The organism is Mesorhizobium sp. RSR380A, from assembly GCF_054719385.1.
In genome coordinates this window covers 2,102,501-2,122,123 of the sequence record NZ_JBTTIB010000001.1, presented here as the reverse complement: position 1 = coordinate 2,122,123, position 19,623 = coordinate 2,102,501, and the positions used below count along the sequence as shown (strand labels likewise).

16 protein-coding genes (1 of these 16 running past the window's edge) are annotated in these 19,623 nt (G+C 63.8%); 10 read left to right on the top strand and 6 right to left on the bottom strand.

Going from position 1 to position 19,623, the window contains the following annotated elements:
- Position 1 precedes the first annotated feature (1 nt).
- Positions 2–487, bottom strand: coding sequence for a MarR family winged helix-turn-helix transcriptional regulator (locus ACYG9Z_RS10180; RefSeq protein WP_023672979.1), 486 nt, complete (start codon positions 485–487; stop codon positions 2–4).
- Between the two features lie 101 nt (positions 488–588).
- Here ACYG9Z_RS10180 and ACYG9Z_RS10175 point away from each other — a divergent pair, with 101 nt between their 5' ends.
- Positions 589–1,479, top strand: a complete 891-nt coding sequence (locus tag ACYG9Z_RS10175; protein WP_023727011.1) for a DMT family transporter — start codon at positions 589–591, stop codon at positions 1,477–1,479.
- 87 nt (positions 1,480–1,566) lie between these two features.
- Here ACYG9Z_RS10175 and ACYG9Z_RS10170 read toward each other — a convergent pair whose 3' ends face one another.
- From ACYG9Z_RS10170 to ACYG9Z_RS10155, 4 genes are all read right to left on the bottom strand, one after another.
- Entirely contained in the window at positions 1,567–1,800 is a 234-nt protein-coding gene (locus tag ACYG9Z_RS10170; RefSeq protein ID WP_460222897.1) for a hypothetical protein, read from the bottom strand.
- A 126-nt stretch (positions 1,801–1,926) separates the two neighbouring features.
- Positions 1,927–2,676, bottom strand: a complete 750-nt coding sequence (gene ubiG, locus ACYG9Z_RS10165) for a bifunctional 2-polyprenyl-6-hydroxyphenol methylase/3-demethylubiquinol 3-O-methyltransferase UbiG (protein WP_023672976.1) — start codon at positions 2,674–2,676, stop codon at positions 1,927–1,929.
- An 84-nt stretch (positions 2,677–2,760) separates the two neighbouring features.
- Entirely contained in the window at positions 2,761–3,060 is a 300-nt protein-coding gene (locus ACYG9Z_RS10160; protein WP_023685779.1) for an antibiotic biosynthesis monooxygenase, read from the bottom strand.
- Positions 3,057–4,898 (bottom strand): CHASE3 domain-containing protein, encoded by a 1,842-nt coding sequence (locus ACYG9Z_RS10155; RefSeq protein ID WP_023751718.1) that lies wholly within the window; start codon positions 4,896–4,898, stop codon positions 3,057–3,059. Before ACYG9Z_RS10155 ends, ACYG9Z_RS10160 begins: the two co-directional genes overlap by 4 nt.
- A gap of 245 nt (positions 4,899–5,143) precedes the next feature.
- On the opposite strand from ACYG9Z_RS10155, the gene ACYG9Z_RS10150 reads away from it, so the two are divergent.
- From ACYG9Z_RS10150 to ACYG9Z_RS10110, 9 genes are all read left to right on the top strand, one after another.
- Positions 5,144–6,397 (top strand): aspartate kinase, encoded by a 1,254-nt coding sequence (locus ACYG9Z_RS10150; RefSeq protein WP_023685777.1) that lies wholly within the window; start codon positions 5,144–5,146, stop codon positions 6,395–6,397.
- Positions 6,398–6,480: 83 nt separating this feature from the next.
- Positions 6,481–8,751, top strand: coding sequence for a phosphoenolpyruvate--protein phosphotransferase (gene ptsP / locus ACYG9Z_RS10145; RefSeq protein WP_023693992.1), 2,271 nt, complete (start codon positions 6,481–6,483; stop codon positions 8,749–8,751).
- Between the two features lie 8 nt (positions 8,752–8,759).
- On the top strand, positions 8,760–9,839 hold the full coding sequence (gene prfA, locus ACYG9Z_RS10140) for a peptide chain release factor 1 (RefSeq protein WP_023712842.1): 1,080 nt from the start codon (positions 8,760–8,762) through the stop codon (positions 9,837–9,839).
- The gene (prmC, locus tag ACYG9Z_RS10135; RefSeq protein WP_023748457.1) at positions 9,832–10,710 is read left to right on the top strand and encodes a peptide chain release factor N(5)-glutamine methyltransferase; all 879 of its coding nucleotides are present in this window, start codon (positions 9,832–9,834) and stop codon (positions 10,708–10,710) included. Before prfA ends, prmC begins: the two co-directional genes overlap by 8 nt.
- Positions 10,711–11,014: 304 nt before the next feature.
- The gene (locus tag ACYG9Z_RS10130) at positions 11,015–12,010 is read left to right on the top strand and encodes a DUF4167 domain-containing protein (protein WP_023693990.1); all 996 of its coding nucleotides are present in this window, start codon (positions 11,015–11,017) and stop codon (positions 12,008–12,010) included.
- 208 nt (positions 12,011–12,218) lie between these two features.
- Entirely contained in the window at positions 12,219–14,825 is a 2,607-nt protein-coding gene (gene clpB, locus ACYG9Z_RS10125) for an ATP-dependent chaperone ClpB (protein WP_023672968.1), read from the top strand.
- A 71-nt stretch (positions 14,826–14,896) separates the two neighbouring features.
- Positions 14,897–15,253: an MmcQ/YjbR family DNA-binding protein gene (locus ACYG9Z_RS10120; RefSeq protein WP_023685771.1), complete on the top strand. Its 357-nt coding sequence runs from the start codon at positions 14,897–14,899 to the stop codon at positions 15,251–15,253.
- A 292-nt stretch (positions 15,254–15,545) separates the two neighbouring features.
- Positions 15,546–17,063: a L,D-transpeptidase family protein gene (locus ACYG9Z_RS10115; RefSeq protein ID WP_023751719.1), complete on the top strand. Its 1,518-nt coding sequence runs from the start codon at positions 15,546–15,548 to the stop codon at positions 17,061–17,063.
- 102 nt (positions 17,064–17,165) lie between these two features.
- A complete protein-coding gene (locus tag ACYG9Z_RS10110) occupies positions 17,166–18,725 on the top strand; it encodes an MFS transporter (RefSeq protein ID WP_023751720.1) in 1,560 nt (519 codons plus the stop codon).
- Positions 18,726–18,898: 173 nt separating this feature from the next.
- On the opposite strand, the gene ACYG9Z_RS10105 is transcribed toward ACYG9Z_RS10110, so the two are convergent.
- Positions 18,899–19,623 carry the end of a M23 family metallopeptidase gene (locus ACYG9Z_RS10105; protein WP_023751721.1) on the bottom strand. 1,246 nt of this gene lie beyond the right edge of the window, so only the last 725 of its 1,971 coding nucleotides appear in the window; its start codon lies off the right edge, out of view; the stop codon is at positions 18,899–18,901.

Genomic DNA, 19,623 nt, shown 5'->3' with positions numbered 1-19,623 from the left:
ATCAGCTGGCGCTATCGATCAATTTGCCAAGCAACTGAGCCAGTGCCCCCCGCTCCGTGCCGGTGAGCCCGGCGAGGATTTCATGCTCGTTGGCGACGTGGGCGGTCAGGGCTTCGTCGATCAAGGCCAGACCTTTTTCGGTCAGTTGCACGACAATGCCACGCCGGTCGTTGGGGTGCGGGCCGCGCAGGATCAGTCCGGCCTTCTCAAGCCGGTCGAGCCGGTTGGTCATGGCGCCGGAGGTCACCATCGTCGCCTCGTATAGAGCGGTCGGTGTCAGCGCGTAGGGCTGGCCGGAGCGGCGCAGCGTCGCCAGCACATCGAATTCGCCGGCCTGCAGTCCGAAACGGGCAAACAGCGGGGCGAGGCGCTCGCGGGCGATTAGCGACGAGGCTTCGTTCAGCCGCCCAAGCACCAGCATTGGCGACACCTCCAGGTCCGGCCGTTCCCGCTTCCATTGCTCCACCGCCTTTGCCGCGCGATCCATCTGTCTCACCGCTAAGTATCTTGACGTTAAGAATCTTTGTGGTATGCTACCTCAAGATACAGTTTCGACCCAGTGCCGCAAGTGAGTGACGGGACCATCCGATGAAATTTCTCTGGGAATCGGCGCTTGGCCTGCTGGTCGTCACCGGCGGCCTGCTCGGCCTGACCCTGCCGTTCGGCAAGCTGGCGACGGCTGCCGGCGTTCCGGCCATGGTCTGGGCCTTCGTTATCTCGTTCGGCGCCGGGGGCGTGCTGCTGTGCGCGTTGCTCGCGAACGGCGAGCGCATGCGGCTCACCTCGCACAGACTGCGCTATTTCTTCATCACCGCCGCCGTGTCCTACGCCGTGCCCAATCTGCTGATGTTTTCGGCTATCCCGCATCTCGGCGCCGGCTATACCGGCATCATGTTCACGCTGTCGCCGGTCATCACACTGGTGTTTTCGATCCTGCTCGGCGTTCGACGGCCAAATATGCTCGGCAGTATCGGTATCGCCGTCGGCTTCATCGGCGCGGTCATGGTGGCGGTGACTCGCGGCGAGGCCGGCCAGCCGGCCGATTTCTTCTGGGTACTGGTCGGACTTTTGATCCCGGTCAGCCTTGCCGCCGGCAATATCTATCGCACCGTCGACTGGCCCGAAGGCACCGGTCCGATCGAACTGGCCGTCGGCAGCCACCTGGCCTCGGCGACGCTGCTGCTGATCGGCATTCTCACGCTGTTCGGCGTTGGCGCTTTCGCCCCGCTCAGGGCCGTGCCGCTGGTTGTCGTGGCGCAAGTCGCTTCGGCCTCGGCGATGTTTGCCTTCTTCTTCCGGCTGCAGGCCGTGGGCGGTCCGGTCTATCTCAGCCAGATCGGCTATGTGGCGGCGGCCGTCGGCCTGTTTGCCGGAACCATCTTCCTCGGCGAGCACTACCAGTTGCTGACTTGGGCCGGCGCGGTGATCATCACCATCGGCGTGATCATCACCACCAAGGCGCAGAGCCAGAAGGCATAGGGTCTTTGGTTTACGCAATTCCCTAGGCAAAGCGCTATGCGCTTTTCCCGGGAAAACCGCTTCACACTTTGCTCGAACTGCTCAAGCTCAAATTTGGCTCGCGTCGAGGCGCTTCCGTAGCGCCGGCGGGGCGACGTTTCGCCAGGCCGTCCGAACTGCGCTGCGGAATGTCTGTTCGTCGCAGGCTTCGAGCATAATCGACGTCCATCCCTTTTGGCCCCAGCCGCCTGTCACGGGCCTGAAAACCGATGGCTCAGCCGCGGCCATCATCTCTTGCTGGTCGCGGTCGAGCTTGACGACAGCACGGTCGGCTTCGGGCAGCGAGACGAAGATACGGTTGCGGACGCGGAAGTCAGTCAGCCTTGCCGAAATGCGATTGCTCGACCGTTTCGGGCAGATCGAGCGCCAGCTCTCGGGCCCTCATAGTGTCCACGGCCGCCCCTTCGTTCAGACCGATCGTTTTTCCGCCAGCACCATATAGTTGACGTCCATGTCCTTGGAGCGTGCCCAGCGGTCGGCGAGAGGATTGTAGGTCACGCCGGTACGGTCGATGATGGTCATGGCGGCGCTGCCGAGCGCCTTTTCAAGCTCTTCGGGCCGCACCAGCTTGCCGAACTGGTGGGTGCCGCGCGGCAGCCACCGCAGCACATATTCGGCGCCGATGATGGCCAGGCCCAGTGCCTTCAGCGTGCGGTTGATGGTAGCCACGAACATGATGCCGCCGGGCTTGACCATCTCGCCGCACTTGCCGATGAACAGGTCGACATCGGCAACATGCTCGACAACTTCCATGTTGAGGACGACGTCGAATTTCTCGCCGGAATCGGCCAAATCCTCAGCGGTCGTAGCGCGATAATCCACCGTCACGCCGCCTTCGGCCGCGTGCAGCTTCGCCACCTCGATGTTGGTTGCCGAGGCGTCGGCGCCGACCACTTCGGCGCCAAGCCTTGCCATCGGCTCGCACAATAACCCACCGCCGCAGCCGATATCGAGGAAACGCAGGCCTTCGAACGGCCGCGCCGCCCGCGGATCGCGGCCAAAGCGCGCCGCCACCTGGTCCCGGATATAGGCAAGCCGGACCGGGTTGAATTTGTGCAGCGGACGGAATTTGCCGTTCGGGTTCCACCATTCGGCGGCAAGCGCGGAAAAGCGTTCCACTTCTCCGGCATCGATTGTCGATCGTCGGGCCTCTGGCATGGGGCGGGTCTCCTCGGACGCTAGGAAGTCGGGTGCCGGGGCAAGAAAGTCAAGGACGGTTTTTGCGACTGCTGGCTAGTCGACCTATGGCCTCGAGATCACAATTGCCGAATGTTCCATCGCAACACTTGCGGGATCGATGGCCCGCATCGCTTCGCAATCGCCGATCTCGGCCATGATGCGGCCCGCGGCGGCGAGAGCCTGCTCGCGACTTCGCCAGCGCACCACATCGACCCATCCGCCATCGTCCCGCCGCGCCAGGCAGCGGTTTACGAAACCAGGTTGCCGCGCCAGCCAGTCGGCGACCAGGTTGTTGGCGGCGGCAAAGGCCGCTTCCGCTCCAGGCTTGAGGCGAAAGGTGACGATTTCCAGGGTCTCGGTCATCTTGCGTCCAGCACGTCGCGCAATTTCGCCGCCAGCTGCTCGATGGTGAAGGGCTTGGCCAGGAAATGCACGTCATGGTCGAGCACGCCATTGTGGACGACGGCGTTCCTGGTGAAGCCGGTGGTGAAGATCACCTTCAGCTTCGGCATGCGCGCCAGCGCCTCCTCGGCGAGCTTGCGCCCATTCATCACCGGCATGACGATATCGGTGAACATGAGCGCCACACCAGGGTTGTCGCCCAGCTTTTCCAGCGCTTCCTGGCCGCTTGCGGCATGAATGACGGTGTAGCCGAGTTCGCGCATGGCATCCGTGGTGGAAGCCCGCACGCGTGGATCGTCCTCCACGACAAGGATGGTTTCGGTGACCGGCACGGCAGGATTTCCGGCTCGTTCCGAAGATATGGCGGCCTCTTCCGGGCCGAAGAAGCGCGGCAGGTAGATCCTGATCGTGGTGCCTTGGCCGGGTTCCGAGTAAATCTTGACGTGTCCGCCGGACTGTTTGACGAAGCCGAACACTTGGCTCAGCCCGAGGCCGGTGCCCTTGTCGACTGGCTTGGTGGTGAAAAATGGCTCGAAAGCCCGCTCCATGACGTCCGCCGGCATGCCGGCGCCGGTGTCGCTGACCGCAATCATTACATACTGGCCGGCTTTGACCTCGGCATGGGTGGCGGCGTAGCCCTCGTCGAGGTGGCTGTTGGCGGTCTCGATGGTCATCTTGCCGTCCTCGCCCATTGCGTCGCGCGCATTGACCGCCAGGTTGAGAATGGCATTTTCGAGCTGGCTCGGATCGGCATGGGTCTTCCACAGGCCGCCAGCCAGCACGGTTTCTATGCGGAGGGTTTCGCCAAGCGCCCGCCGAAGCAGGTCCGACATGCCGGCGACCAGACGATTGGCGTCTACAACCTGAGGCGCGAGCGGCTGCTGGCGCGAGAAGGCAAGCAGCCGTGACGTCAAGTTTGCGGCCCGGGTCGCCGCATCGGTCGCCGCTTCGATGAATTTCATGATGTCGTGCTCGCCCCGCGTCAGCTTGCGCTGGGCGAGGTTCATGGCGCTGATGATCACCGCCAGCATGTTGTTGAAATCGTGGGCGATACCGCCGGTCAGCTGGCCCACAGCCTCCATCTTCTGCATCTGGCGGATCTGCGATTCGGCCTTTTCACGCGTCTGGATTTCGTTGCCGAGCTCGATGTTCTTGCGCATCAGCTCTTCCTGGGCGATCGCCACTGCGCGGAACCGGCGGCGCGAAAGGCGAACCGTGTAGGCGCCAAGCAGGAAGATCGCCAGCAGCGCCGCTATCGAGCCGATTCGCAGCCAGTTTTCGACCCGGTCGGTATGAGCGTCGCGCGCGGCGATGGCTGCGCCGCCAATGCGCCGGATCGTGTCCATGCTGGCCCGGATCTGGTCCATGGCGGCCTTGCCCTGGCCGCTGCGGACCAGTTCCAGAGCTTTTGCCGCATCGCCGCGATCGTAGAGTGCAATCGTCTCAGCCAATTCGGCCTGGTTTTGTGAAAGCGCGTCCTTGACGTGGTTGATCTGCTGCACGAGTTCGTCGTCCGGCGCGGTCATGCCGTCGATGCGGGCAAGCTGGCCCGGAATGGCGTCGACCGCCTGCCGATAAGGCTGGAGGTAGGATTTCTCGCCGGTCAGGAGATAGCCGCGCTGGCTGGTCTCGGCCTCCTGAGCCATCGCAAGCAAACCGGAAAGCAATTCCTGATACTCGACCGCCTCGCGCGCGGCCTCACGATTGGCTCTCTGGGTCTCGACCAGCACGGCGCGTGTGCCGACGATCAACGCCAGCACGGCGAAGCCGATGAACAGCGGCAGCGATTGCCACCGCATGGCGCGTCGAAGGCGAACAATCATTCGATATGCCGGACCAAAAGGAGTTTCCCGCGGGCAGCATTTGGTAAGCGGCGGCGGGGCCGAACGCAATATGCCGCGATCCTGAAGCCGGCATCCGCCGCCAGCCTTGCGAAACCGTCATCATTTGGCTAAGGAGGCGCGCATTCAGCGGCCGGCTTCTGTCGAGCGCTTACTTCCCCTTTCGGTCCTGGGCCGGCTTCAGTCAAAGGCATTTCGCTTCCATGGCGCGCATCGTGATGAAATTCGGCGGAACCTCCGTCGCCGACATCGCCCGCATCCGCAATGTGGCGCGTCACGTCAAACGCGAGGTCGATGCCGGCCATGAGGTCGCTGTCGTGGTTTCGGCGATGGCGGGCAAGACCAATGAACTGGTTGGCTGGACGCGCGAAGCCTCGCCCATGCACGACGCGCGCGAGTATGACGCCGTGGTCGCCTCGGGCGAGCAGGTGACTGCCGGCCTGCTGGCGATCACACTGCAGAATATGGGCGTGCATGCCCGCTCATGGCAGGGCTGGCAGATCCCGATCAAGACCGACAACGCGCATGGCGCGGCGCGCATCCTCGACATTGACGGCGCGTTCCTGATCAAGCGCTTCGGCGAGGGCCAGGTGGCTGTCGTCGCCGGCTTCCAGGGCATCGGCCCGGACAACCGCATCGCCACGCTCGGCCGCGGCGGCTCCGACACAAGCGCGGTGGCCATTGCCGCGGCGGTCAAGGCCGATCGCTGCGACATCTACACCGATGTCGACGGCGTCTACACCACCGATCCGCGCATCGAGCCGAAGGCGCGGCGGCTCAACAAGATTTCGTTCGAGGAAATGCTCGAAATGGCCTCGCTCGGCGCCAAGGTCTTGCAGGTGCGCTCGGTCGAGCTTGCCATGGTGCACAGGGTGCGTACGTTCGTGCGGTCGTCCTTCGACGATCCCGATGCGCCCGGAATGGGGGATTTGCTCAATCCTCCGGGAACGCTCATTTGCGACGAGGAAGAGATCGTGGAACAGCAGGTCGTCACCGGAATTGCCTACGCCAAGGACGAAGCGCAGATTTCTCTGCGCCGCGTCGGCGACCGCCCGGGCGTTGCCGCCGGCATTTTCGGCCCGCTGGCCGAGGCCAACATCAATGTCGACATGATCGTCCAGAACATCTCCGAGGACGGCAAGTTCACCGACATGACCTTCACCGTGCCGTCCGGCGACGTGGACAAGGCGTTGGCCGTGCTGGAGCGTCTGAAGGCTTCGATCGGCTATGACGTGGTGCAGTCGGAAGCCGGCATGTCGAAGGTTTCGGTCATCGGCATCGGCATGCGCAGCCATGCCGGTGTGGCCGCCACCGCTTTCAAGGCGCTGGCCGACAAGGCGATCAACATCCGCGCCATCACTACCTCCGAGATCAAGATTTCGATACTGATTGACGGTCCCTACACGGAACTCGCGGTTCGTACTTTGCATTCCGTGTACGGTCTGGATAAGCAGTAGCGAGAGCGATTTGAGTTGTTGCGTGTGCGCCGGTCGCAGTGGAAACTGCGGCGGGCAAAATGCCCATTGGAGAAGAAGCCGCGATGCGTGATACGGCCAGCGGCCCGCGCGTTCTGCTGAAACGGCTCCGCGAGCTCATGCAGGAGCCGCTGGAGCCGCAGGAGCGGCTCGACCGGATCGTGCGCGACATCGCCTCCAACATGGTCGCCGAGGTCTGCTCGCTCTATGTGCTGCGCGCCGATTCGGTGCTCGAACTCTATGCCACCGAAGGTCTGAACCCGAACGCCGTCCATTTGGCGCAACTGCGGCTGGGGCAGGGCCTCGTCGGCACCATTGCCGCGAGCGCGCGGCCGCTCAACCTCTCCAATGCACAGGAACATCCGGCCTTCGCCTACCTGCCGGAGACGGGCGAAGAGATCTACAATTCCTTCCTCGGCGTGCCGGTACTAAGGGCAGGGCGCACGCTGGGCGTGCTGGTGGTGCAGAACAAGACCATGCGCCACTACCGCGACGACGAGGTCGAGGCGCTGGAAACGACCGCCATGGTGATCGCCGAGATGATCGCCACCGGCGATCTCGCTCGCCTGACCCGGCCCGGCCTCGAACTCGATCTGCGCCGTCCCGTCAGCTTTACCGGCCTGTCCTTCAACGAGGGCGTCGGCCTCGGCCATGTCGTGCTGCATGAGCCACGCATCGTCGTCACCAATCTGTTCAACGAGGACAGTGAGGAAGAGGTGCGCCGGCTGGAGACGTCGCTCGGTTCGCTCAGGCTTTCTATCGACGACATGCTGGAGCGGCGCGATGTCGCCTTCGAGGGCGAACATCGCGAGGTGCTCGAAGCGTATCGCATGTTTGCCAACGACCGCGGCTGGGTGCGCCGGCTGGAAGAGGCGATCCGCAACGGCCTGACAGCGGAAGCGGCGGTGGAAAAGGTCCAAAGCGACATGCGCGCCCGCATGCTGCACATGACCGATCCTTATTTGCGCGAGAGGATGAGCGACTTCGACGATCTCGCCAACCGGCTGCTGCGCCAGCTGATGGGGCGCGGGCCTGACGACGTCGCGGCGTCACTGCCGAAGGATGCCATCCTGGTCGCGCGCTCGATGGGCGCGGCCGAACTCCTTGATTATCCCAGGGACAAGCTGCGCGGCGTGGTGCTGGAAGACGGCGCTGCCACCAGCCATGTCGTCATCGTAGCGCGCGCCATGGGCATTCCGGTCGCCGGCCAGATGAAGGGCGCCGTTTCCATGGCGGAAAACGGCGATGCCATCATCGTCGACGGCGAGGAAGGCACCATCCATCTGCGGCCGCAGCCCGACCTCGAAGCTGCCTATGCCGAAAAAGTGCGCTTCCGGGCGCGCCGGCAGGAAGTCTACCGGGAACTGCGCAAGAAGCCGTCGGTGACCAAGGACGGCGTCCAGGTCGACCTGCTGATGAATGCGGGCCTGGCCGTCGACCTGCCGCAGCTGGCCGAGGCGGGTGCCGCCGGCATCGGCCTGTTCCGCACCGAATTGCAGTTCATGGTCGCCTCGACCTTCCCGCGTGCCGAGGCGCAGGAGCGGCTCTACCGCGACGTGCTGGACGCGGCGCGCGGCAAGCCGGTCACCTTCCGCACCATCGACATCGGCGGCGACAAGGTGCTGCCCTACTTCAAGGGCGCCATCCAGGAAGAAAACCCTGCGCTCGGCTGGCGCGCGATCCGGCTGACGCTCGACCGGCCGGGTCTGCTCAGGACCCAGATCCGCGCTCTGCTGAAGGCCTGCGGCGGGCGCGAACTGAAGCTGATGCTGCCGATGGTTACCGAACTCGGCGAAATCGCCCAGGCGCGCGAGATCATCGACCGCGAAGTGCGGCATCTCTCCCGCTTTGCCCACCATCTGCCGACCAGCCTCAAGGTGGGCGCCATGCTGGAAGTGCCGTCGCTGCTGTTCCAGCTCGACGAGTTGATGAAGGCGGTCGATTTCGTCTCGGTCGGCTCCAACGACCTGTTCCAGTTCGTCATGGCGGTCGATCGGGGGAACACGCAGCTCTCCGACCGCTTCGACACGCTTTCGACGCCTTTCCTGCGGGTTCTGAAGCAGATCGCCGACGCCGGGGTTCGCAACCACACGCCGGTGACGCTGTGCGGCGAGCTTGCCGGAAAACCTATTTCCGCCATGGCGCTGATCGGCCTTGGCTACCGCTCGATCTCGATGTCTCCAGCCTCGATCGGCCCGGTCAAGGCGATGTTGACCGAACTGCCACTGGAGGAATTGGAGGCTTTCTTTGCCGACAATCTGATGGCGCCAGCTCAAGGGCTGCCGATGCGGGCGCTGCTGCAGGCCTTCGCCGACGACCGCTCCATCCCGCTATAGCATTAGCCATGGTCAATCTTCCCCGCGAGCGTATGGATCAGGTCGTCAAGCGTTTCGAGATGCTCGAAGCGCAGATGTCGGCCGGCCCGGCGGCCGATGCCTATGTGAAGATGGCCTCGGAATATGCCGAGCTGCAGGACATGGTGGCCAAGGTCAGGGAACTGCGCTCAGTCGAGCGCGAGCAAGCCGACCTCGAGGCGATGCTTGCCGACAAGGGCACCGATGCCGAGATGCGGGCCCTGGCGGAGGCAGATCTGCCGGGCGTCGAAGCGCGTATCGAACAGCTGCAAAAGGACATCCAGATCCTGCTGTTGCCTAAGGATGCGGCCGACGACAAGAACGCCATCCTTGAAATCCGCGCCGGCACCGGCGGCGACGAGGCGGCATTGTTTGCCGGCGACCTTTTTCGCATGTATGAGCGCTATGCCGCCGAACGCGGCTGGCGCTTCGAGACGGTGTCGGCCAGCGACGGCGATGCCGGCGGCTTCAAGGAAATCATCGCCACCATTTCCGGCAGGGGCGTCTTTGCGCATCTGAAATTCGAATCCGGCGTGCACCGCGTGCAGCGCGTGCCGGCGACCGAGGCCAGCGGGCGCATCCACACTTCGGCGGCGACGGTGGCCGTACTGCCGGAGGCCGAAGAGGTCGACATCGACATTCGCGCCGAAGACATCCGGATCGACACGATGCGCGCCTCGGGTTCGGGCGGCCAGCACGTCAACACCACCGATTCTGCGGTGCGCATCACCCATTTGCCGACCGGTATCATGGTGGTGCAGGCGGAGAAGTCGCAGCATCAGAACCGGGCGAAAGCCATGCAGATCCTGCGTGCGCGGCTTTACGACCTCGAGCGCAGCAAGGCAGACGAGGAGCGCTCGGAGTCACGCAAATCGCAGGTTGGTTCGGGCGACCGTTCGGAGCGCATCCGCACCTACAATTTCCCGCAGGGCCGCCTTACCGACCATCGTATCAACCTGACGCTCTACAAGCTCGACCGGGTGATGATGGGCGAGCTCGACGAGGTCATCAATGCGCTGATCGCCGACCATCAGTCGAAGCTGCTCGCCGATATCGGCCTCGATGGCTGACATGTTGCCCGGCGCGCTCGGGCCGTTGTTGCGGGCGGCGCGGGAGCGGCTTGCCGCGGCCGGCCTTTCCGACCCGGCGCTGGATGCCAGGCTGATCGTCGAACATTTTTCCGGCACGGACCGTACGCAGGCGATCGCCGACCCGCAACGGACGGTCGATGCGGGTGCGGTTGCCGCAATCGGCGCTGCTCTGCAGCGCCGCATGGCCGGCGAACCGGTGCACCGCATCCTCGGGTTTCGCGAGTTTTACGGCCTGCGGCTGTCGCTGTCGCCGGAAACGCTGGAGCCGCGGCCGGACACCGAAACGCTGGTCGAGGCGATCCTGCCTTTTGCCGGCGCGACGGCCAAAAGGCTGGGGGAATGCCGTATCCTCGATCTCGGCACCGGTACCGGCGCGATTGCGCTGGCGCTGCTCAGCGCGGTTCCGGCCGCGACCGCCACCGGGGTCGATATTTTACAAGACGCGCTGGCAACCGCGATACGCAATGCCGAGCAACTCGGACTCGCCGGCCGGTTCGTGGGGCTGCAGTCCGACTGGTTCGAAAAAGTTTCGGGCCGATACCATGTAATTGCCGCAAACCCTCCCTATATATCGTCTGGAGACATTGGAAATCTGCAGGACGAGGTCCGCGATTTCGATCCGCACAGAGCCCTTGATGGCGGTGTGGACGGTCTTGGCCCCTACAGGATCATCGCCGCCGAGGCGGCAAAGTTTCTGGAAGCAGAAGGCAAGATAGCGGTCGAGATCGGCCACACGCAGCGCAATGAGGTCAAAGACATATTCGCGGCAGCCGGCTACAGGCTGGCCGGGGCATTTGTCGATCTTGGCGGAAACGACAGGGTTCTTATGTTTGAACAGGGAAAGCCTTGACGCAGTGCAAAAAAGCGCTTGGCAATGCCGGGGAATGCGGCTAGGGTCCGCCCTAACCGGATGAGACGAAGCAGGCAGTGCTCTTAGCGATTCGGTTTTCCTTGGAAATAGCTGCCTTCTTGCGCAAACGACGCCCAAGCTTCGTGCGGGAATCGTCCGGCAAGTGATGTAACCGGAACAGGATGACACGTGGCGCCAACGCAATTGATGCGGGCGAACGCCGGTGAAGAAACGAAACGGCTGGCTGCATGAGCGCCTCCGTTCGCGAAACGTTTTTCGAAAATTTCAAAATGAAGAGAGTCTTATGAGGCCACAACAGCAGAACAGGCGCATGCGCGGTCGCAACAACAATGGCGGCGGCGGTGGCAACAACAATAACAACAACAACAACCGCAAGGGCCCAAATCCCCTGACGCGCAACTACGAGAGCAACGGCCCGGACGTGAAAATCCGTGGATCGGCTCAGCAGATCGCCGAAAAATACGCCACTCTGGCCCGTGATGCGCAAAGCGCCGGCGACCGGGTTATGGCGGAAAATTACCTCCAGCACGCCGAGCACTACAACCGCATCATTGCCGCCGCACAGGCGCAGATGCCGATCCAGAATGCCCCGCAGAACCGCGACGAATTCGACGACGATGAAGATCGCGACGATTTTGACAATGCCGGCAGCGGCAATGGCGGCGAGACTCAAGCGCCGATGGCGAACCACGGCAACGGTCCGCAGCCGACGATTGAGGGCACGCCGGCCGAACTCGCATACGGCCAGGAAAACGGCCGCGAGAACAACAGTGGCCGTGACAATAATGGCCGTGACAATAATGGCCGCAACAACAACGGCCGCGACAACAATGGCCGCAACCGTGACCGCCGCCCCAATGGCGGCTATGGCCAGAACGACCAGCGTGGCGACTTTGCCCAGCGTGGCGAGCAGAACGGCCAGCGCGGCGACCAGCAGCGCTTCACCGAAACCCCGGCACAGGCGGAAACCGTTTCCGCGGTTGAGCCCGAAGCCGAGAGCGGTTTCTCCGAGCCGGCGCCGCTGTACGAAAACCTGTCGCCGGCGGCTCTTGCCGCCCGGGCCGAACTCAATGAGGCAGCCGCCGAGAGCGGCGCTGCCCGTCGCCCGCGGCGTCCGCGCCGCCCGCGCAACAATGCCGATCAGGTCGGTGACGAACAGTCTGGTGGTGGCCAGGTGGTGGATGGCGCCGGCGAGACCGCTGCCGCTGTTGACGTGGTGGATGCGGCGCCGGCCGAAAGCCCTGCCGGCGACCCGTTCGCCGTCGACGCCAACAACTGACCCACAAGACATAAGTCGATGAAACGGCGGAGAGAAATCTCCGCCGTTTTCGTTTGCTCGGCCATGCAATATCATCAGCCGGACGTCTTGAGCGGCAATGGCTTGCGCCCCATATCTGGCGTGAACTGGACCCGGCTCGGATGAGCGGGTCCGTCACCGCAATCTGATCCGGTGCCGCAAAGCGGGCCGGTGATGGAAGGAGACAGATATGAACCTCGAGAAATACTCCGAGCGCGTCCGCGGATTCATTCAGTCCGCCCAGACCATGGCGCTCTCGCGCAATCACCAGCAATTCACTCCCGAACATATGCTGAAGGTCCTCGTCGATGACGACGAGGGGCTGGCCGCCTCGCTGATAGAGCGCGCCGGCGGCAACGTGCGCGACGTCAAGCTTGGCGTCGAGACCGCCCTTGAGGCCATGCCCAAGGTGGAAGGCGGCAACGGCCAGCTTTATCTGGCGCAGCCGCTGGCCAAGGTGTTTTCGACCGCCGAGGAATTGGCCAAGAAAGCCGGCGACAGTTTTGTCACGGTCGAGCGGCTGCTGCAGGCGCTGGCGATGGAGAAGTCGGCTAAGACGGCCGATATCCTGTCCAAGGCCGGCGTCACAGCGCAGGCGCTGAACCAGGTGATCAACGACGTCCGCAAGGGCCGTACCGCCGATTCGGCGAGCGCCGAGCAGGGCTATGACGCGCTGAAGAAATACGCGCGCGACCTCACCGCCGATGCCCGCGCCGGCAAGCTCGACCCTGTGATTGGCCGTGACGACGAGATCCGCCGCACCATCCAGGTGCTGTCGCGGCGTACCAAGAACAACCCGGTGCTGATCGGCGAGCCGGGCGTCGGCAAAACGGCGATCGCCGAAGGTCTGGCGCTGCGCATCGTCAATGGCGACGTGCCCGAATCGCTGAAGGACAAGCAGTTGATGGCGCTCGACATGGGCGCGCTGATTGCCGGCGCCAAATATCGCGGCGAGTTCGAGGAGCGGCTGAAGGCCGTGCTCAACGAAGTCACCTCGGCGGCCGGCGGCATCATCCTGTTCATCGACGAGATGCACACGCTGGTCGGCGCCGGCAAGGCCGATGGCGCCATGGACGCTTCGAACCTGTTGAAGCCGGCGCTGGCGCGCGGCGAACTGCACTGCGTCGGCGCGACCACGCTCGATGAATACAGGAAGCATGTCGAGAAGGACGCGGCCCTTGCCCGCCGGTTCCAGCCGGTCTTCGTCAACGAGCCGTCGGTCGAAGATACCGTGTCGATCCTGCGTGGCCTGAAGGAGAAGTACGAGCAGCACCACAAGGTGCGCATCTCGGATTCGGCGCTGGTCGCGGCGGCGACCTTGTCCAACCGCTACATCGCCGACCGTTTCCTGCCGGACAAGGCGATCGACCTTGTCGACGAAGCCGCGTCGCGGCTGAGGATGCAGGTCGATTCCAAGCCCGAGGCGCTGGACGAGATCGATCGCCGCATCATGCAGCTCAAGATCGAGCGCGAGGCACTGAAGGTCGAGAAGGACGAGGCGTCAAAGGACCGGCTCGCGCGTCTCGAAAAGGAACTCGTCGGCCTCGAGGAGGAATCGACCGAGATCACCGCCAAATGGCAGTCGGAAAAGCAGAAGCTTGGCCTCGCCGCTGACCTCAAGAAGCAGCTCGACGCGGCCCGCAACGACCTCGCCATTGCCCAGCGCAAGGGTGAATTCCAGCGCGCCGGCGAGCTTGCCTATGGCAAGATCCCGGAACTGGAAAAGAAGCTGAAGGAAGCCGAAGCCCAGGACGGCAAGGCCGGCATGGTCGAAGAGGTGGTCACGCCCGACCACGTCGCCCATATCGTGTCGCGTTGGACCGGCATTCCGGTCGACAAGATGCTGCAGGGCGAGCGCGACAAGCTGCTGCGCATGGAAGACGAGATCGGCAAGCGAGTCGTCGGCCAGGGCGAAGCGGTACAGGCGGTGTCCAAGGCCGTGCGTCGTGCCCGGGCCGGGCTGCAGGATCCGAACCGGCCGATCGGCTCGTTCATGTTCCTCGGACCGACCGGCGTCGGCAAGACCGAACTGACCAAGGCGCTGGCCAATTTCCTGTTCGACGACGAGAGCGCTATGGTGCGCATCGACATGTCGGAATACATGGAGAAGCACTCGGTCGCCCGGCTGATCGGAGCGCCTCCCGGTTATGTCGGCTATGAGGAAGGCGGTGCGCTGACCGAAGCGGTGCGGCGCCGGCCCTATCAGGTCGTGCTGTTCGACGAGATCGAGAAGGCGCATCCGGATGTCTTCAACGTGCTGTTGCAGGTGCTCGACGACGGGCGGCTGACCGACGGGCAGGGCCGCACGGTCGACTTCCGCAACACGCTGATCGTCATGACGTCGAACCTCGGCGCCGAATATCTGGTCAATCTCGGCGAAGAGCAGGACGTCGATGCCGTGCGCGACGAGGTTATGAGCGTGGTGAGAGCCTCGTTCAGGCCGGAGTTCCTCAACCGCGTCGACGAGGTGATCCTGTTCCACCGGCTGCGCCGGCAGGATATGGGCCGCATCGTCGAGATCCAGCTCAAGCGGCTGGAAAGCCTGCTCGCCGACCGCAAGATCACACTGTCGCTCGACCAGGATTCGATCGACTGGCTGGCGGCGAAGGGCTACGACCCGGCCTATGGCGCGCGGCCGCTGAAGCGGGTGATGCAGAAGGACCTGCAAGATCCGCTGGCGGAAAAAATCCTGCTTGGCGAGATACTCGACGGCTCGACCGTCAAGGTCACCGCCGGCTCCGACCGGTTGAATTTCCGGTCCAGGCCCACTGTGGTGCCGACCGACGCGGCAGCCTGATCCAACGCCGCGCGTCCGACCGGACGCGCGGCATTTTCTTATGAAACAACAATCCTTTGACGGGGGTGCAGATGACGCTGGACGACTACAACAGCTTCTGCGCCTCGCTGCCGCAGACGACGCATGTCGTGCAGTGGGGCGGGGCCGATGTCTGGAAAGTCGGTGGCAAGGTCTTCACCATCGCCGGCCATGACCGGGAGGGTGGCGTCTTCGTCACCTTCAAATGCTCTGAAATGGCTTATGACGTGCTGAAGGATCAGCCCGGCTGCCGGCCGGCGCCCTATCTCGCCTCGCGCGGCATGAAATGGATCCAGCGTCAGACAAGCCAGAGCATGGATGATGATGCGCTGAAGGACTATCTCGGCGAAAGCCACCGCCTCGTCGTCCTCAAGCTGACGAAGCAGACGCGCAAGGAATTGGGCCTGTAGCAACCAGTAATCCGCCATCTTCATGCCCGGTTCATGTTGGAAAGCTTATGTTGTGGTTTGCTGGCGAAGGGGTTTGCCTGCAGGCTTTTGACGATCAGGGCGTTCCTTGCGCATCCAAACGGTGGCGAGAACGTTCTGGTGGGAACACTGCCGGGCGGCGGCAATTACGCATGACCCCGAAAATCGAAATTCGATTTTCGGAAAGGATCATGCGCAGACATGAAGTGTTACAGCGTCCTTTGCGCGTCCAAACGGACGCGCGGCGCTGTAAGTACCGGAGAGTTTGACCACCATGTTCCGCACGATCCTTGCCTTTTCGGTGCTCGCCGCCGGGCTGCTCACGTCCAGCGCCATGGCATCGCCGACTATGGACAACGCACTGCCGGCCGTCCGCGCCGCCGATAGCGGCGGCATTGTGCTTGCCCAGGACGGCAATCTCGACATCTATTACGACGCCAGGGGCAACCGCGTCATCGTCGATGCCGAGACCGGCAAGGTCATCGCCATCCAGCCGCCGCAGACCAGGCTCGACCGCCGCGCGCTGCGCCGGGAAATGCGGGCACGTGAGCTTGGACGCGCACCGGTCGAAGACGACGACCGCTACTATCTCGACGATCCCGAAGACATGGCGCGTTTCCGCCGCAGGCAACTGGACGATCAGGGACGAATCCCCGGCCCGCCGGTTGATGAATACGATCCTGAAAGCGACAGATTCCTGGAGGCCGCTCCGCAGGATGATGCCAATGACAGCGACACCTATCCGGAAGCGCCGAAATCCGCTGAACCGCGGCCCGTCAAGCGCCAGCCGCTGAACGAAGCCTCTATCGATCCCGCCGAACCGGCGGCGCCCGCCGACCAGGGCGCGCTGCCGCCGAAAGCCGGTGGCAAGACCGTGGTCGATCCCTCGCTTTCACTCGGCGCACGCCAGGATGTAGCCGCCTTGCAGGTGCTGCTCGACCGCGCCGGCGCTTCACCCGGCGTCGTCGACGGGCGCTTCGGCTCCAATGTCGACAAGGCGCTTGCCGCCTACAACCAGATCACCGGCAGCAATCTGCGCTCGACCGACGCGGTCGGCATCCAGGCTGCGCTGGCGCAAACCGGTGGCGATGCTTTCGCCAATTATACGATCACGCCCGAGGACGCGGCCGGGCCTTATGTCGCCTCGATACCGGAGGATTACAGCCAGAAGGCGCAGCTCGACCGCATGGCTTACACCTCCGTCACCGAAGCCTTGGCCGAACGGTTCCACATGGACGAGAACTACCTGAAGGGGCTCAATCCCGAGGCCGACTTCAGCCGTCCCGGCACCATCATCAAGGTCGCCAATTTCGGCAGGCTGGTGGCGACGCCGGTTGCCCGCATCGTCGCCGACAAGGACAAGAAGCAGGTGTTCGCCTATGACGCCGGTGGCAAGCTGGTCGCGGCCTATCCGGCCACCATCGGTTCAGCCGACACGCCCTCGCCGACCGGCACCCATACGGTGTCGCGCGTGGCGCTCGATCCTAACTACACCTACAACCCCAGCATCAATTTCAAGCAGGGCCAGAACGACAAGATCCTGACCATCCCGCCGGGTCCGAACGGCCCGGTCGGCTCGGTGTGGATTGCGCTGGACAAGCCGACCTATGGCATTCACGGCACGCCCGATCCCTCCAAGATCGGCAAGACCGAAAGCCATGGCTGCGTGCGCCTGACAAATTGGGATGCGCGTGAACTGGCCAAGCTGGTGTCGCCGGGCGTCACCGTCGAGTTCGTCGGCGGTCCCTCGGCCGATGATATTGCGGAGCAAGTGAGCGCTCCAGCGCAGTGATATCGGCCTGCCCATAAGGCAGGCCGATATCCAAAGCTGGATTCATGAGCGCAGGGTGCTGGCTGGTTGTTGCCGGCCCGCAACAAGTCTAAGCAGACGCTCATGAAGTCTCCGAGCGAAGCCGCAGCCGTTCCCCTGACCAGGTCGCTTTCCAACGGTACATTTTGTCCGCAGTCGCAGCGCAAGTTCGTGCTGGTAGCGGCGATCCTGGCGTCAGCGCTCGGCTTCATCGACGGGTCGATCCTGGCCATTGCCATGCCGGCAATGCGCGTCGACCTCGGCGCCAGCCTGGCCGAGGTCCAGTGGATTTCCAACGCCTATGCGCTGACGCTGTCGGCGCTGATTCTGGCCGGCGGCGCCGCCGGCGACCGGTTTGGCCTCAGGCGCGCCTTCGTTGCCGGCATTGCGCTGTTCATCGTCGCTTCGCTGGCCTGCGCGGTGGCGCCGAATGCGCTGGTGCTCATCGCCTTTCGCGCCATTCAGGGCATTGGTGCGGCGATCATGGTGCCGGGCAGCCTCGCCATCATCGCCAAGGCCTATCCGAAGAAGGAGCGCGGCCGGGCGATCGGCATCTGGGCCGCCGCCTCGGCGCTGACGACGGCGCTCGGTCCGGTGCTCGGCGGCTTCGTTCTGTCGGCCTTTGGCGGCGGTATCTGGCGGGCGATCTTCGCCGTCAACCTGCCGCTCGGGCTGATCTCGATCTATCTCCTGCTGGCCAAGATTCCCGCCGACGCGCCGACGGAGCAGCGAAGCCTCGATCTCGGCGGCGCCGCTCTCGCCACGCTTGCCTTCGGGGCGCTTGCCTACGGACTAACCTCGATGAGCGCCGAAGGCAGCGGGCTGATGTCGGGGCCGAGCATCGCCGCAGGCGCCGTGCTGCTTATCATCTTCATCGTCTTCGAGCTTCGGCAGCGCGAGCCGATGATCGATCTCAAGCTGTTTCGGATTGGCGCCTTCGCCGGCGCCAACCTCGCCACCTTCTTCCTATATTTCGCGCTGTCGGCCAATCTGTTCTACCTGCCGATGCTGTTGATCGCCGGATGGGGGCTGAGCACCAAAGAGGTCGGTTTCATCTTCCTGCCGCTGTCGGCGTCGATCGCGATGCTGTCGGGTCTCGTCGGCCAGTGGTCGGATCGCATCGGTCCGCGTTTTCCGATCGCCAGCGGCTGCCTGGTGGTCGCCATCGCCTTTGCCGGGCTGGCTTTGCTCACTCATGCCGGCATGCACAATTTCTGGACCGGTATCTTTCCGCTGATGGCCGTGATGGGGCTCGGCATGGCGCTGGTGGTGTCGCCGCTGTCGACGGCGGTCATGACCGCGGTCGAGGACAAGGATACCGGCGCCGCTTCCGGCATCAACAATGCGGTTTCGCGCATTGGCGGGCTGATTGCTGTGGCGGCGATGGGCTCGCTCGCGGCCTGGGTCTATTCGACGATGCTCGATACCAGCGCTAGGCCGGGCATTCCGGGATTCGGCGAACCGGCATTGGCCGGCCTGGCGCCAGACCTTGATGCAACACGGCTCGCCGCCAGCGATGCGGCGTTCGCGGCCGTGTCGACAGTGACGGCCGTGCTTTGCCTGCTTGCCGCTATTATCGCCTGGCACACCGTTTCGGGGCAAAAGCTGCCTTGGTCACGAGCCGAAGAGGAGCAGTCGACCTGATTCGGAGCCGACCCGATTCGGAATGCTCTGATGGGGCGATGATGATTCGCCGGCGTCGAGTGTGACGGCTTAAAGCGCGTCGCGTTGAAACGGATTCATACGACGCGCTTTAAGTGTTTGTTTTGAGGCATGTCGTTGTCCCAGAACCGCGGCACACTTCTGGGCGACATGCATTAGCCTTCGATCTTGGCGCTCGCGACCTTCAGCGGATTGCTGTCTTCCTGCTTGAGCAGTTCATCGATGCGCTCGCGCTCGCGCTTGAAAGCGACCAGGTCGTCGCCCTTCAGCACCTTGCCGACCGGCAGGCGCACGCGCATCGGGTCGACCTTGGTGCCGTTGACGATCAGCTCGTAGTGAAGATGCGGGCCGGTGGAGAGGCCGGTCTGACCGAGGAAGCCGATGGTCTGGCCCTGGCGGACATGAACGCCCGGTTCGATGCCTTTGGCAAAGGCGCTCTGGTGATTGTAGGAGGTCTCGTAGCCATTGGCATGGCGGATGATGATCTGTTTGCCGTAGCCGCCGGCCCAGCCGGCCTTTTCGATGGTGCCGTTGCCGGCGGCGATGATCGGCGTTCCGATCGGCGCCGCCCAGTCGACGCCGGTATGCATGCGGACATAACCGAGGATCGGATGTCGGCGGGCGCCGAAGCCGGAGCGGAATTTCCCGGCGGGCAGGGGGTTGCGCAACAGGAACTGCTCGGCGCTAGATCCGTCCTCGTCGAAATAGTCGGTCGAGCCGTCCTGCATCTGGAATCGGTAGAAATTGCGCGTCTGGCCGCCGAAGGTCGACGAGACATAGAGCAGTTCCGATTCGTCGGAGGCCTGGTCGTCGCCGTCCGGCTGCGAGAACAGCACGTCGATGCGGTCAGATGGATTGAGCCTGGACTGGAAGTCGACGC